This is a genomic window from Staphylococcus felis, assembly GCF_003012915.1.
Classification (GTDB): domain Bacteria; phylum Bacillota; class Bacilli; order Staphylococcales; family Staphylococcaceae; genus Staphylococcus; species Staphylococcus felis.
Map to the genome: position 1 here is coordinate 2,004,111 of NZ_CP027770.1, position 15,149 is coordinate 2,019,259.

The following is a 15,149-nucleotide window of genomic DNA, read 5'->3' on the forward strand; positions in this document are numbered from 1 at the left end:
GATTTCTAGTAGAACCTAACACGTTTCAAAAGACGAGTTTGAATATTTTCGGTTCGACTTGAATCCTGCTTAAATGTGAGTATAATTTATTTCAAAATCGCTACATGTATTTAAATGGATCTGTATTAATTTGTGAGGCTCTGATATTATCATAATCTGTCCACTCACTTATTAAGCTAACCAAGCCATCTTTTGCAACATATTCACTGTAATGGTTGATATCAAGTAAATTCATTCCATTTGTTTTTGCATCTAACGCTTCATGATGTTTGATATCCCCTGTAATAAACAAGTCGGCTCCTTGTTTTTGCGCTGAATATTCAAATCCTATCCCTGCTCCACCAATAATTGCTATTTTCTTCACCCGGGAATGTATGTCTCCTGTAAATTTGACACTAGGTATATTTAAAGCAGATTTAACATGCTTAACAAATGTCTCGATAGAGCGCGACTCTGATAATTCCCCTATCATTCCTAAACCAGTATCTGACAAACGATCCATCGGTATCATATCAAAAACAGGCACTTCATATGGATGATATTGATGAATGATTTTAATAACTTTATCAAATTGAGACTTTCCTATCATAAACTCAATTTTAGCTTCTTGTACATTTTCAATTACATTTAGTTGGCCTAATGTTGGATTTGCATTATCAACTGGTTTAAATTGCCCCGTCCCATCAGAATTAAAAAAGCAATATTCATAATTAGATTCTTTCGCAAACCCATTTTGGTCGAGTGCGTCTTTAAAAGTATCTGCGTTTTCTTTAGGAATAAAGACTTGCACTTTATAAAATTGCTCTTTTTGAGGATTTAATACCTTTAAATTTTCAAGTCCTATTTGGTGTGCTAACATTGCATTGACACCATTTGGGTGTACGTCGAGGTTTGTATGTAATGCAATTAAGTTAATGTTGTTTTGAATTAATTTATATATGATTGAGCCATATGCGTCGTCGTTAATAATGGATTTAACCCCTTTAAAGATTAATGGATGATGTGCAACAATTGTATTATATTTGAGATCGATAGCCTCTTCTACCACATCATAAGTACAATCCAAAGCAGTTAAAATACCATTCACTTCATTTGATGAATCACCAATTAATAGTCCAACATTATCCCATGATTCCGCACTATTAAAAGGAACTTTTTTATCCAGTATTTCAAGTAGTTCTCGGATTTTCATTTTATGATAACACCTCTTTGATTTCTTCTTGCTTATATTGTATTTCACTATATCGATTGTGATGCAGCTTTGGATCTAAATTTTGTAATATATTATCTAGCGCTTCATATTCACGTTCCCATTTTTCGTAAAACAAGCTATTTTTATTTTTAAGTAAAAATGGACCAAAACGAAATGCTTTATTGGAAAGTTTCATTTGACCTGGTTCTGCTATTATAATTTCATATATATGATGTCGATCCTTAATTAATACTTCTTCAATAATTTGATAATTATGTTCTTGAAGAAAACGTCTTATCGGTTCAGATTGAATGTTTGATTGTAAAACAAAACGTGGCTTTTGTATCAAATAGGAAAATCCTTCATTTAATATCTTAGTAATCAATGGCCCTCCCATGCCGCAAATTGTTACAGTATCAATCAAATCGTGTTTATTTAAGATTGTAAGTCCGTTACCTAGTCTAACATCTATGTCATTTTGATAACCATATAGTTCAACATTTTTGACTGCAGCATCATAAGGGCCTTTTATAATTTCTCCAGCAATCGCTTTTTGTATTTTACCATTTTGAAGACAATACATTGGTAAATATGCGTGATCAGAGCCAATATCTGCTAAAATATCTCCTTTGACAAATTCACTTACTTTTTTAAGACGTTTATTGATGGGCATCATAATATTTTTCTCCTTAAACTTAACTATAAAAAAGTGGAACAGAAATCCAATATGACAAATGAATTTTCATGTCCCACAATAATAAACTCAAAATAAAAGAATATGAGTCGTTTTTAACGATAACTATATTAAAATTCAATTGTCAAAATGGTAAAAATTGAGCTAATTTCACAACATACTTAATCCATAAAATCTTTTAGGCGCTTACTTCTACTTGGATGTCGTAATTTACGTAATGCTTTTGCTTCGATTTGACGAATTCGTTCACGTGTTACGCCAAAAACTTTACCGACTTCTTCAAGGGTACGCGTACGGCCATCATCCAAACCGAATCGAAGACGTAATACATTTTCTTCGCGGTCTGTCAATGTATCGAGTACATCTTCAAGTTGTTCTTTTAGCAATTCATATGCTGCGTGATCAGAAGGGCTTTGTGCTTCTTGATCTTCAATAAAATCACCAAGATGACTATCATCTTCTTCGCCTATTGGTGTCTCTAAAGACACGGGTTCTTGAGCAATCTTTAGAATTTCACGCACTTTTTCTGGTGGTAAATCCATTTCTTCACCAATTTCTTCTGGAGCAGGATCTCGTCCTAAATCTTGTAATAATTGTCGTTGCACACGAATTAATTTGTTGATTGTTTCAACCATATGCACAGGAATACGTATTGTACGTGCTTGGTCGGCGATTGCACGCGTAATGGCTTGTCGTATCCACCAAGTGGCATAAGTTGAAAATTTAAATCCTTTACTGAAATCAAATTTTTCAACAGCTTTGATTAATCCCATATTACCTTCTTGGATTAAATCTAAAAATAGCATGCCACGACCTACGTATCTTTTAGCAATACTCACGACAAGGCGTAAGTTAGCTTCAGCTAGACGAGATTTAGCAATTTCATCCCCTTGTTCAATACGCTTAGCTAGCTCGATTTCTTCTTGAGCACTTAATAAATCTACACGCCCTATCTCTTTTAAATACATTCTAACCGGATCATTAATTTTAACGCCTGGAGGGGCACTTAAATCATTTGGATTTAATTTATCATCAGTATCTGAACTATCTTTTTCATTAACAAGTTGAATATCATTATCATTAATCATGTCGAAAAATTCATCCATCTGATCTGAATCCATATCAAAGTTTTGTAACTTATCCGCTACCTCTTCATGACTAAGATGACCTTCCTTTTTACCTTTTTCAATAAGTTGTTTTTTTACATCTTCTAATGTAAGTGTCGGATCGATGGTTTCTTTTTTGATTACTTTTACCTGGTTATCTGACATAAAAAGGCCTCCCGAAATTAATCTTGACTCTTTAATTTTGCTCTTTTTTTATTTACTATTTGTTCTAAAAAGTATTTTTGAGATTCGATGTCTCCAATCCGAGTCGCTTCTCTTAACTTGTTATGAAGAGATTCAATTGACTCTGAATAGCGATGTTCTGTCATAATATTAATATAATCAATTATTTCATTTTCAAAGGGTTCTCGATTAAGTGGATAATCTATTAAATAGAATAACACTTCTTTTAATTCGCTCTGATTAATATAAGACATAAATTCACTAACTTCAAATTTCTCGTGTTCGGAATAAAAGTCCCGTAAAATATTAAATATACTTTTAAATTGTGCATTTGTAAAGTCTATTGCTTCGATATTTTCATAATAACTATAAAATAGCTCTTTATCATTAATAAAGTGTTTTAAAAGTGCACACTCTGCTTTTTCATATTTATTCGTCACTATATTCAAGCTATTTTGAACTGAAATAGGTTTAGAATGACTACTAGATTTGGGACTTACCCTATCTATTTCTTTATTTAGACTATCTACACTCATTTTAAACACTTCAGAGGCATCTTGTATGACCTTATTTCTAAGGATATTAGACTTTATTTTTGATGCATCCGTAATAAATGTTTTATAGTTTTTCTCATATTCTAAATCATTATTAAGTATGTCATTTTGATGTTGCTTCAATTTAAAAGTGACAAATGCTTTTTTCTCTCGGTTTGCAAAATTTTTAAATTGCTCTGGACCATACTTTTCAATGTATTCATCGGGATCCATCTTAGAAGGCATTTGCACCACAAAGACATCAAAATGATGTTCTATTAAATTTTGACCTATTTTTAATGTTGCTTCTATACCTGCAAAATCACCATCAAACATTAATGTGATATTACCACACATTTTTTTTAGAAACGTGATATGTGAGTCCGATATTTGTGTTCCCATACTCGCAACGACATTTTGAATTCCAGCGCTGGAAACTTTAATAACGTCCATAAATCCTTCCAGTATAATCACTTCGTCTTGTTGGCGTATGGATTTACGCGCTTTATTCAAATTGTATAAAAGCTTTCTTTTCTGGAAAATAGGTGTTTCTGGGCTATTTAAATATTTAGGCTCTTGATTTGTATATGTCCTTCCAGAAAAACCTACAACTCTTCCTTGAGCGTTAGAAAGTGGAAAAATAATACGGTCTCTAAAGCGGTCATAATAATTAAAATCAACTTCATTTCGAGACAATAATCCTGCTTCATATCCCAAATGAACATCATAACCTTTTTTCTGAATAAAATCTGTCGCAAAGTGTGATGTATTAGGAGCATAACCTATTTTTCTATCATCAATCATTTCGTCAGTAAATCCACGCTCATAAAGATAGTTTAATGCTGCTTCTCCTTCAACCGTTTTTTTCAACATATAATGGTAATAATCCAACAGCATTTCATGCATTTGAATCATAGCTAAATCATCCGAAGCAATATGATGTTCAGATTGTTGTGATGCCGTTTCTATTTTAATATTGATGCGTTCACCTAATGACTTAACTGCTTCAGTAAAGGAAACATTTTCAATTTCTTGAATAAATTGGAAGACGTTGCCCCCTTTTTTACATCCAAAGCAATGGCATATTTGTTTATCTTCGGACACTGTAAACGACGGCGTTTTTTCATCATGAAAAGGACACAAACCGATGTAATTGCGTCCCCTTTTTTCCAATTTAACGTATTCACCTACTACATCTAAAATATCGGTTTTTGATTTAATTTCATTGATTACATTTTGTGGAATACTCATCGCTATCACCATAATTGTGAATTTGTATAATTTTTTTAAACAGTTTAATTATTATACAGTTAATAGGTGCTAAAAAGAATGATTATGCTCAATAATTTGAATAATATTATTTGCCGTTTCTTCAATAGCTTTATCAGTAACATCTAAAACTGGACAACCAATTCGTTCAACAATTTGGTTGAAGTATTGTAACTCTTCTTCAATACGTTTGTCATCCGCATAACGTGCTGAGTGTGATAAACCTAATTGTTCTAATCTAACTTTTCGAATTGCATTTAACTTTTTTGAACTAATTTTAAGTGCGATACATTTTTTCGGGTCAATTTCGAATAGTTTCTCTGGTGGTGTCACCTCAGGAACAATTGGCACATTCATAACTTTATAACGCTTGTGCGCTAAATACTGTGAAATTGGCGTTTTCGAAGTTCGAGATACGCCAATTAATACTATATCTGCTTTAGGCAATCCTTTTGGATCTTTACCATCGTCATATTTTACTGCGAATTCCATCGCTTCAATTTTTTTGAAATAATCTTCGTCTAACTTATGTACGATACCAGGTTCATTGAATGGCTCTAATTCTAAACTTTCTTTTAATAAATTAAGCATAGGTCCCATAATATCTACAGATTTTAATTGATAGCGATGAATACGTTCTTCCATATACTTTCTAATATGTGGACGAACTAAAGTATAGACAATGATACTTTTATTTTCGCGTGCGACAGCAATAACTTCATCAATATTTTGTTCGCTTTCAATATATGGATAGCGTAATATATTTGAAGTATCTTCTGAAACATTGAATTGAGAGATACAAGCTTTAGCAACTAATTCAGCAGTTTCACCAACTGAATCTGAGGCGATAATGATTTTAATATTTGACATGTGTTAACCTCCTACTCATCAAATAAGGATACAAAAAGTTTTGTAATTGTTGTTTTGGAAATACGTCCCGTCACTTCATATTTGCCATTTGATTTTTCTTTAACGATAGGTATAGAGTCGATTTCTTTAGTAATCATTTGTTTTGCAGCATATAAAACCAAGTCATTTTGTTCTAGCAGCACTATATTTGGCATACGTGTCATAATAACATTTATGGGCAATTTATGGATATCTTGTCCTGCCATTGAAGCCCGTAATAAATCTTTTCTTGAACATACTCCAACTAAATCATTATCATCATTCACAATGAATAACGTCCCTACATCTTCAATGAATATTGAACAAATAGCTTCATAAACTGTGACATTATCCTTTAAAATGATTGGGTGTGATTGATAGTCTTTTACAACATATTGTTTCAATTTTTCAGTGAGAAGTTGTGCGGTTGATTTACCTGAATAAAAATAACCCACACGTGGTCTAGCTTCTAAATAACCTGCCATTGTTAAAATTGCTAGATCTGGGCGTAATGTTGCACGTGTTAAATTAAGATGTTGTGCAATCTTTTCACCTGTGATAGGCCCTTGACTTTTGACAATTTCTACTATACGTTCTTGTCTTTGATTGAGTTCTATCTTGATCTCTGCATATTTAAAACCACATCGGTTATGCTAATTAAATAGCAGAACTGCCTCCTCTTCTAAATATTAGCATTATATTTAATACAAATTTGAACCTTTCTATGCTAAATTCAATTAAAATTATTTTCTATGTGCATACCCTACTATTATAACTTGTATTAGAATGCGTTACAATTATGATTTTACTTGCCTTTCATATCATTATGTCCTAAAATTATTATAAAGCGAGTTAAGGATAGTGAAAGCTTAACACATTAATTGGCAATTTAAAGATTATGAATATAAGTGAGTGGATACACTAATTTGGGTGGAACCGCGGATTATAATAATTCGTCCCAAGGCAAAGTTTAATATCTTTGGCTTGGGGCTTTTTATATTTAAGGAGTGGATAATGATGGAAAAAAATATGGATACAATTGTACAATTAGCGAAACACAGAGGATTTGTATTTCCAGGTAGTGAAATTTATGGTGGACTAGCGAATACTTGGGATTATGGTCCATTAGGTGTTGAATTGAAGAATAATATCAAAAAAGCATGGTGGAAAAAATTCATTACGCAATCACCTTACAACGTCGGACTAGATGCTGCTATTTTAATGAATCCTAAGACTTGGGAAGCTTCTGGTCACCTGAGTAACTTCAATGATCCTATGATTGACAATAAAGATAGTAAAATTCGATATCGTGCTGATAAGCTTATTGAGGATTATATGTCAAACGAAAAAGGTGATGAAAACTTTATTGCAGATGGTTTGAGTTTTGATGAAATGAAACGCATCATTGATGAAGAAGGTATTAAATGCCCAGTTAGTGGGACTTCAAACTGGACTGATATTCGCCAATTTAATTTAATGTTTAAAACATTCCAAGGTGTTACAGAAAACTCTACAAATGAAATTTTCTTACGTCCAGAAACTGCACAAGGTATTTTCGTTAACTACAAAAATGTTCAACGCTCAATGCGTAAAAAATTACCATTTGGCATTGGTCAAATTGGTAAATCCTTCCGAAATGAGATTACACCAGGTAATTTTATCTTCCGTACGCGTGAATTTGAACAAATGGAGCTTGAATTTTTCTGTAAACCAGGTACTGAAATTGAATGGCAAAGCTATTGGAAAGATTTTGCTGCAAAATGGTTAAAAGATTTAGGTATAATGGAAGAAAATATGCGCTTACGTGATCATGATGAAGATGAATTGTCACATTATTCAAATGCAACAACTGATATCGAGTACCGATTCCCATTTGGTTGGGGAGAGCTTTGGGGAATTGCAAGTCGTACAGACTATGACTTAAAACAACACAGTGAATATTCAGGTGAGGACTTCAAATATCATGACCCAGAAACGAATGAAAAATATTTACCATACTGTATTGAACCTTCTCTTGGTGCGGATCGTGTCACTTTAGCATTTTTATGTGATGCATATGAAGAAGAAGGTGTAGAAGGCAGTAAAGACGCGCGTACTGTATTACGTTTCCATCCTGCAATTGCACCTTATAAAGCTGCTGTATTACCACTTAGTAAAAAACTTTCTGAAGATGCTATGAAAGTTTATGAGCAACTAAGCAGTGAATTTACAATTGATTTCGATGAATCTCAATCAATTGGTAAACGTTACCGTCGTCAAGATGAGATCGGAACACCGTATTGCATTACATTTGATTTTGATTCATTAGAAGATAATCAAGTTACTGTACGTGATCGCGACTCAATGGAACAAGTTCGTATGCCAATTAATGAACTTTCTACATTCTTATCAGAAAAAACACGCTTCTAATAAAGGCTCTCAGTCAAATTGGACTGGTCGCATTAAATCAGGACCACCCGTAAAACGGGTGGTTTGCTCTTGGGCTATAAGCCCGCTTTACCGGCTAGCGTCTAAAGACGCTGGCTTTTTCATTTCATGCTCAAGCCAAAATGCCATTGTCTCTTTAGCTAGCCTCTAAAGAGGCTTTTGACTAACTTCAATAACCCTTAAAAGGGTCTTCATATTCTCTTACGCTCAACTTATCAATCGCTTTATCGTGTTTTTCTTGATTCTGTATATATTTTTTTATTGTAGCTTCATTTAATCCAACTGTACTTACATAATATCCTTCTGTCCAAAAGTGACGATTTCCAAATTTGTATTTCAAATTTGCATGTCTATCAAATATCATCAAAGCGCTTTTACCTTTTAAATACCCCATAAAGCTTGAAACGCTTATTTTGGGTGGGATGCTCACTAATAGATGTACATGATCTGGCATCATATGTCCTTCTATAATCTCCACACCTTTGTATTTGCACAATAACTTTATAATTTCAATAATTGATGGTCTGTATTGATTGTATATGATTTTTCTTCTATACTTTGGAGTAAATACAATGTGGTATTTACACATCCATTTTGTATGTGCTAAACTCTTGGCTTTATTAGCCATAAAAAATCCCTACTTTCGTTATTAATTTGGCTTGAACACCTTAATTATAACGCTAAGCAGGGATTTTTTTAGTATAACTTTTGTTGCCCACCCGCATAGCAGGTGGTTTATTGTTTCGCACGTTTTACGTGCTCAACTGACTGAAGTCATTAATTAAGGCGTTATGCAATAATGGATTGCTTAACGCCTTTTTTGTTGTGTGGTCATAAAGTCTTGAACATTAATGCCTCTTTTAATACAACATAAATCAGTAAAATTGAGTTGGTAAAACATATTTTATAACTTAGGGGTGTGAATAAATATAGCACATTTGATTGATTCCTAAGCCGAGACTTCTGAGGCATCTTGCCGTAACCGAAAATCCATTTTAAGATTGGGTAAGTTCAACCTTAAAATGAGTTGAGGCGAGGCGCCTAGAAAAGCGAGGCTTTATGGATCAATTAAATAAATGAAATTATTTATACACCAGTCCGATTTACTATAGAACCCTAATAAATCACAAAAAAACTTCGAATCGATAAGTCTTAGATTCGAAGTTTTTTTAATGATTGTTTTATTGTTCGAGTCGCTTAAGTTGATTAATAAGGCGTTGACTTTTAAAAAATATTCCTGCATATTCTCGATATAATAATAAAATAAACTGTGACATCTCTTCTATAATATCTGCATGAATACGTATTTCATTTATCTTATCCAACGGCAATTGTATTAAAGCACTTGTTAAATAAATCGTCTTGTTTGAAAGCGGTAATGCATGTTCGTCACGGTGCTTAACTTCTTTCGAAATAATACCATTGTAGCGAAAGCTATACCCGGCAAATGAAGCGGGATTTGTATTTTCTGTTAGGACACATCGGTTTAACGATACATTAAACCCGAAATAAGGCATACATTTTAACAACACGATATTAGCGATGAGTTGTGCTGAAACACCTTGTTGAATACGGCTAATAGCGAACATAAGTAAATCATACAATGGCTGACTTGTTTCAATGTCTTCCATAGCTTTATCAATTGTTTCTAAACATAGGCTTGCGTAGCTATTTACATAGATATCGGTTCTTAAATCATAATTTAAATCAATCACATCGATTGAATTTAAGGTCCCCATTCCACGCCATTTATTGTAGATAAACAATCCATAAACAAAAAGTTGAGTTGTAGCTTGTAAGCCTGACTTTACTTTTTTAGCGCGCCTTACCATAAGTGGAACTTTAGCACCATGTTCATTTAAAATAGTGATAATTTTATCGGATTCACCATAATCTACTACTTTTATGATGATGCCTTTTTGTTTTACTAGCACATTGTCACCATCCTGAGGTTTTTAATTACTCATCTTCAACATAGCCCATTTGCTTTATAAATTTAGATTTGTTGCGCCAATCTTTTTGAACTTTTACCCACAAATCAAGATAAACTTTTGAGCCAAGAAGATATTCAATATCATGGCGTGCACGTTGACCAATAGTTTTTAATTTCTTGCCACCCTTACCTATGATAATTCCTTTTTGAGAATCACGTTCGACATATATAATTGCTTCAACTGTTACGCGATCTTCGCTTTCTCGAATCATACGTTCAACATTAACGCCTATTGAGTGAGGAATTTCTTCAGTTGTTGTTTCAAGAATTTTTTCGCGTATTAATTCACTCACTACAAATTGCTCAGGATGATCAGATATTTGACCGTCAGGATAGTACTTTGGACCCTCAGGTAGATAATTTTTTAATACTGAGATGAAGTGATCGACATTATGACCTTCTAACGCTGAAATTGGAATGATTTCTGCAAAATCCATATATTTTTTATATGAATCAATAATGGGCATCAATTGATCTGGGTGAATCAAGTCGATTTTATTTAAAACTAAAAATACAGGTGTTTTTAAATGTTTTAACATGTCCATAATGTATTGGTCTCCTCGCCCAATAGGCTCATTGACGTTAACCATAAACATCACGCAATCAATTTCTGAAAGGGTATTTTTAGCTACTTTCATCATATAATCTCCTAATTTATGCTTAGGCTTATGAATACCAGGGGTGTCTAAAAATATTATTTGAGCATCTTTCTCAGTCATAACACCTTGAATTTTATTGCGTGTTGTTTGTGCTTTGTCAGACATAATTGCTATTTTATGACCTATTACACGATTGACAAATGTTGATTTCCCAACATTTGGTCGACCAATAATTGTAACAAATCCTGATTTGTAACTTGTCATGATTTATAAATCCTTTCCTGAAAAGCCGTATGGCAATAATTGATCCACAGTAGATGCTCTCATCTCACCAGTTTGATTTGTCATATATACTGGCATTTCATCGTCGCATAATTCTTTTAAGACTTGACGGCAAGGTCCACATGGTGATGCCAATGAAGGACTATCTACTGTAATAGTAATGGACTCGAAATCTCCAGGTCTGTACCCTTCTGAAATGGCTGCCACTAAAGCAGAACGCTCGGCACATATGCAAGATGGATAGGCAGCATTTTCAACATTTGCACCATGAAATGTTCGACCATCCTTAGTAATTAAATAAGCTCCCACTTTAAATCCACTATAAGGTGCATAAGCTTTTTGTTGTGCTTTTCTAACTTCTTCATAATGTTTATTTGTATACTCCATAAAAGTTCTCCTGATTTATATTATTTTAGGTATAAAGATAATGCAAGCTACTATTATTGCAAAAACAGATGATATTAACACGCTGAATGCTGCAATATCTTTAGCATATTTTGCTAATGGATGATATTTATCTGTAACAAGGTCGACTGTGAATTCAATCGCTGTATTAATTGCTTCTGTAGTCCAAACTAAAAAGGTTGCTAAAATTAAAAACAACCATTCGAATTGATTGACTTGAAAGATAATGGCAAGTATCAAAACGACTAACCCACAAATCAAATGATAGGTGAAATTTGGATCTTTTTTTAAGAGTATTTTACCGCCCTCAAAGGCATATTTAAAACGCTTCATGAGTCTCTCGTTAAACCAAAATCATTGAGAATTATTTTTTGTCGACCGAACATTTCTCGTTCTTCTTCATCATTCATATGATCGTAGCCTAATAAATGCAAAAATCCGTGTAATGCTAAAAAGCCTAATTCACGTTCAAATGAATGATTATATTCATTTGCTTGAGCCTTTGCTACATCAGTACAAATAATAATATCACCTAATACACGAGGCAAATCGACACCTTCAAAAAGCTCTTCTTGCTCTTCAAACGCAAATGAAATAACGTCAGTAACACGGTCTTTATTTCGATACTCTTTATTAATAGCCTGAATTTCTTCCTCGTCAACAAATGTTACAGAGAGTTCAGCATCTTCTGAAATACCTTCTTTTGTTTTAGCAAAGTTAAGTAATTCACGAATATGCTCATACCACTTTGGATCAACATTTTGTGTGTGATCACTAAAGTCAATTGTGAACATACTACTCCTCCTCATATTTAGTAATAATACGACCTACAAGTGGGTGGCGAACAACATCTGTTTCATCGAGTTGCTGAATACTTAACCCTTTAATACCTTTAAGGCGCTGCTCGGCTTCAATTAGACCGCTTTTAATCCCTTTTGGTAAATCGATTTGCGTTTTATCACCAGTCACCACCATTTTAGAGCCAAATCCTAATCGTGTTAAAAACATTTTCATTTGAGCATGTGTGGTATTTTGAGCTTCATCCAAAATAACAAAAGCATCGTCTAAAGTACGTCCGCGCATGTACGCTAGAGGTGCGATTTCAATCACACCTCTCTCAATGAGCCTTGCTGTTTGCTCGGCACCTAATACGGTGTTTAAACCATCATATAGAGGTCTCAAATAAGGGTCTACCTTTTCTTTTAAATCTCCCGGTAGGAACCCTAACGATTCTCCAGCTTCAACAGCTGGTCGTGTTAAAACAATGCGTTTAACTTTGCCTGCACGTAATGTTTTGGCAGCATAAACAACTGCTAAAAATGTTTTACCTGTACCTGCTGGACCAATACCAAAAACCATATCATTTTTTTTCATTGCATGGATATACATACGTTGTCCCATTGTTTTAGCGCGTATTGTTTTACCGAAAGCATCTTTAGTGATTTCTTCTTCATAAAGATCGATTAAATGCTCAATTTGGCCATTTTTAGCCATTTTTATCGCGGCTTGGACATCTTTGACAGTAATTGAAGCTCCTTGTTCAATCACTTTTAATAAATTACGTAAAACGCATTCAGCCTGCGTCACTTCTTCTATTTGAGCCCCTTTAACTGCGACTTCTTGACCTCTCGCGTGTATTACTACATCAAATGCTTCCTCAAGGAGTTTAATATGTTCATCATGGTTTCCTAATAAAGCTTGTGCTTGATGAATATCATCAATCTGAATGATTCCAGGCATAAAGTAGCTCCTTTACAAATAATCTTAAGTTTAATGTATCAAATTTAAAATACGAGTTGCAATTGTTAATAGCCAATGCATCGTTATTATATCATGATTTTAGACTTTATTCTTGAATGGTACGTAAATTGAAAATAGAAAAAGCTAAGACATTAAACGCCTTAGCTTTTCATTTCAAAAGATGCTTGTTATTGATTTCGTGTTAAAGTTGTTTTGGTTTGTTGATGATTTCAGACCAAATGATGCCATTTACGACAGGATCTTTTGAAAATGTTAATGATTCATTTGTGCTTTGATTATTTTGAGGTGTTCTAAGTTGTTGTAACTTCAAACGTTTTGTACGTTCAGATAAATATTTATCATTTAAAATATCATAAGCTCTTTTTTCGATATATTCTTTTTGTTTAACACGTTCTAAATCAATTTCTTTTTCTAAATGAGATAATTGTTCATTTAGTATTTCTTTTAATGGTGTTTCATTTGATGAATCATCCGTCTTTCTACGGGATGCTGTTTGCCTTGTCCATGAGGGCTTTTGTTTCTCGTCAGTTCTTTGCTTTGGAGCATTCGGTTCATAGGGCTGCTTTTTTTCAGATTGCGGCTTTGATGTTTCAGTTTCTTCACTTAAAAGTTCTGCTTCAGCTTCTTTCACTTTTCTTTGTACTTTATCTAAAAAGGTCTCATTTTGATCAGCTTTAGAAGTTGAAGTCGGTTGAGGTTTCTTTTGCTCTTGTCGCTTTTTGTGACTTTTATCATTAACAGCACTAATAATGGAAATAATGACAGTAATGATAAATATAATAGTACCTATACTCATGAAATCACCTCATTTTTATTGATCTGTTTTAGGTGTATTTTCATTAGGTTGTGCACTTTTATTGATTGCTTCTCTCATGCCTGTATCAGCTTCAATATTTTTTAAGTTGTAATAATCTTTAACGCCAATATTACCAGAACGTAATGCTTCGGCCATCGCCAGTGGTACTTCTGCTTCAGCTTCAACAACTTTAGCATGCATTTCTTGAACGCGTGCTTTCATTTCTTGTTCTTGTGCTACTGCCATTGCACGACGTTCTTCAGCTTTAGCTTGAGCGATATTTTTATCTGCAATAGCTTGCTCAGTTTGTAAATCTGCACCGATATTTTTACTAATATCAACGTCAGCTATATCTATTGATAAAATTTCAAAAGCTGTACCTGAGTCTAACCCTTTACTTAGAACAGTTTTTGAAATACTGTCTGGATTTTCAAGGACTTCAGTATGGCGGTCACTTGAACCGATAGTAGATACAATCCCTTCACCTACACGAGCGATGATTGTATCTTCACCCGCACCACCTACTAAACGTGAAATATTCGCACGCACTGTAATTCTTGCTTTTGCTTTGACTTCAATACCATCCATAGCTACACCGGCTATAAACGGTGTTTCGATTACTTTAGGATTAACAGACATTTGCACTGCTTCTAAAACATCACGACCAGCTAAATCGATAGCTGCACTTCGCTCAAATGGAAGATCAATATCTGCACGTTGCGCTGCTATATTCGCATCTACAACACGGTCTACATTACCTCCTGCAAGATAATGCGACTCCAATTGATTCGTTGTAAGCTGAAGCCCTGCTTTATGGGCTTTAATTAAAGGGCCGATAACTTTACGCGGTGAAACGCGACGTAAACGCATCCCTATAAGTGTTCCGATTCCAACTCTCACACCCGCGGCTAATGCAGAAATCCATAAACCAACAGGCACAAATGAGAATAAGATTAATAATGCAATTAATACTAATACAGCAATTACAATAATTGTAATAACGCTTGATGATATCATATTG

At 33.8% G+C, this 15,149-nt stretch carries 16 protein-coding genes; 1 reads left to right on the top strand and 15 read right to left on the bottom strand.

All coding sequences use genetic code 11. From position 1 onward, the window contains the following. Positions 1–100: 100 nt before the first annotated feature. From C7J90_RS09380 to ccpN, 6 genes are all read right to left on the bottom strand, one after another. Complete coding sequence (locus C7J90_RS09380; protein ID WP_103209227.1) at positions 101–1,192, bottom strand: Nif3-like dinuclear metal center hexameric protein; 1,092 nt, start codon at positions 1,190–1,192, stop codon at positions 101–103. A gap of 1 nt (position 1,193) precedes the next feature. After that, positions 1,194–1,868: a tRNA (adenine(22)-N(1))-methyltransferase gene (locus C7J90_RS09385; RefSeq protein ID WP_103209229.1), complete on the bottom strand. Its 675-nt coding sequence runs from the start codon at positions 1,866–1,868 to the stop codon at positions 1,194–1,196. 179 nt (positions 1,869–2,047) lie between these two features. Then, positions 2,048–3,157, bottom strand: coding sequence for an RNA polymerase sigma factor RpoD (gene rpoD / locus C7J90_RS09390; RefSeq protein ID WP_103209231.1), 1,110 nt, complete (start codon positions 3,155–3,157; stop codon positions 2,048–2,050). Positions 3,158–3,174: 17 nt separating this feature from the next. Continuing rightward, positions 3,175–4,959, bottom strand: a complete 1,785-nt coding sequence (dnaG, locus tag C7J90_RS09395; protein WP_106465138.1) for a DNA primase — start codon at positions 4,957–4,959, stop codon at positions 3,175–3,177. Positions 4,960–5,028: 69 nt separating this feature from the next. Next, on the bottom strand, positions 5,029–5,847 hold the full coding sequence (locus tag C7J90_RS09400) for a pyruvate, water dikinase regulatory protein (protein ID WP_106465139.1): 819 nt from the start codon (positions 5,845–5,847) through the stop codon (positions 5,029–5,031). An 11-nt stretch (positions 5,848–5,858) separates the two neighbouring features. Then, positions 5,859–6,482: a transcriptional regulator CcpN gene (gene ccpN, locus C7J90_RS09405; RefSeq protein WP_103210458.1), complete on the bottom strand. Its 624-nt coding sequence runs from the start codon at positions 6,480–6,482 to the stop codon at positions 5,859–5,861. 400 nt (positions 6,483–6,882) lie between these two features. Here ccpN and C7J90_RS09410 point away from each other — a divergent pair, with 400 nt between their 5' ends. Next, positions 6,883–8,274, top strand: a complete 1,392-nt coding sequence (locus C7J90_RS09410; protein ID WP_103210460.1) for a glycine--tRNA ligase — start codon at positions 6,883–6,885, stop codon at positions 8,272–8,274. A gap of 187 nt (positions 8,275–8,461) precedes the next feature. Here C7J90_RS09410 and tnpA read toward each other — a convergent pair whose 3' ends face one another. From tnpA to floA, 9 genes are all read right to left on the bottom strand, one after another. Next, a complete protein-coding gene (gene tnpA / locus C7J90_RS09415; protein WP_106465105.1) occupies positions 8,462–8,920 on the bottom strand; it encodes an IS200/IS605 family transposase in 459 nt (152 codons plus the stop codon). Positions 8,921–9,473: 553 nt separating this feature from the next. Beyond that, entirely contained in the window at positions 9,474–10,226 is a 753-nt protein-coding gene (gene recO, locus C7J90_RS09420; RefSeq protein ID WP_103208092.1) for a DNA repair protein RecO, read from the bottom strand. 25 nt (positions 10,227–10,251) lie between these two features. Beyond that, positions 10,252–11,148: a GTPase Era gene (gene era / locus C7J90_RS09425; protein ID WP_103208090.1), complete on the bottom strand. Its 897-nt coding sequence runs from the start codon at positions 11,146–11,148 to the stop codon at positions 10,252–10,254. A 3-nt stretch (positions 11,149–11,151) separates the two neighbouring features. Then, a complete protein-coding gene (cdd, locus tag C7J90_RS09430) occupies positions 11,152–11,553 on the bottom strand; it encodes a cytidine deaminase (RefSeq protein WP_103208089.1) in 402 nt (133 codons plus the stop codon). 15 nt (positions 11,554–11,568) lie between these two features. Then, positions 11,569–11,904 (bottom strand): diacylglycerol kinase family protein, encoded by a 336-nt coding sequence (locus C7J90_RS09435; protein WP_103208087.1) that lies wholly within the window; start codon positions 11,902–11,904, stop codon positions 11,569–11,571. Then, positions 11,901–12,365, bottom strand: coding sequence for an rRNA maturation RNase YbeY (gene ybeY, locus C7J90_RS09440; RefSeq protein WP_103208085.1), 465 nt, complete (start codon positions 12,363–12,365; stop codon positions 11,901–11,903). Before ybeY ends, C7J90_RS09435 begins: the two co-directional genes overlap by 4 nt. 1 nt (position 12,366) lies before the next feature. Further along, positions 12,367–13,311, bottom strand: a complete 945-nt coding sequence (locus tag C7J90_RS09445; RefSeq protein WP_103208084.1) for a PhoH family protein — start codon at positions 13,309–13,311, stop codon at positions 12,367–12,369. Between the two features lie 202 nt (positions 13,312–13,513). Further along, positions 13,514–14,128, bottom strand: coding sequence for a hypothetical protein (locus tag C7J90_RS09450; RefSeq protein ID WP_103208082.1), 615 nt, complete (start codon positions 14,126–14,128; stop codon positions 13,514–13,516). Positions 14,129–14,143: 15 nt separating this feature from the next. Continuing rightward, positions 14,144–15,145, bottom strand: coding sequence for a flotillin-like protein FloA (floA, locus tag C7J90_RS09455; protein WP_103208081.1), 1,002 nt, complete (start codon positions 15,143–15,145; stop codon positions 14,144–14,146). Positions 15,146–15,149 lie beyond the last annotated feature (4 nt).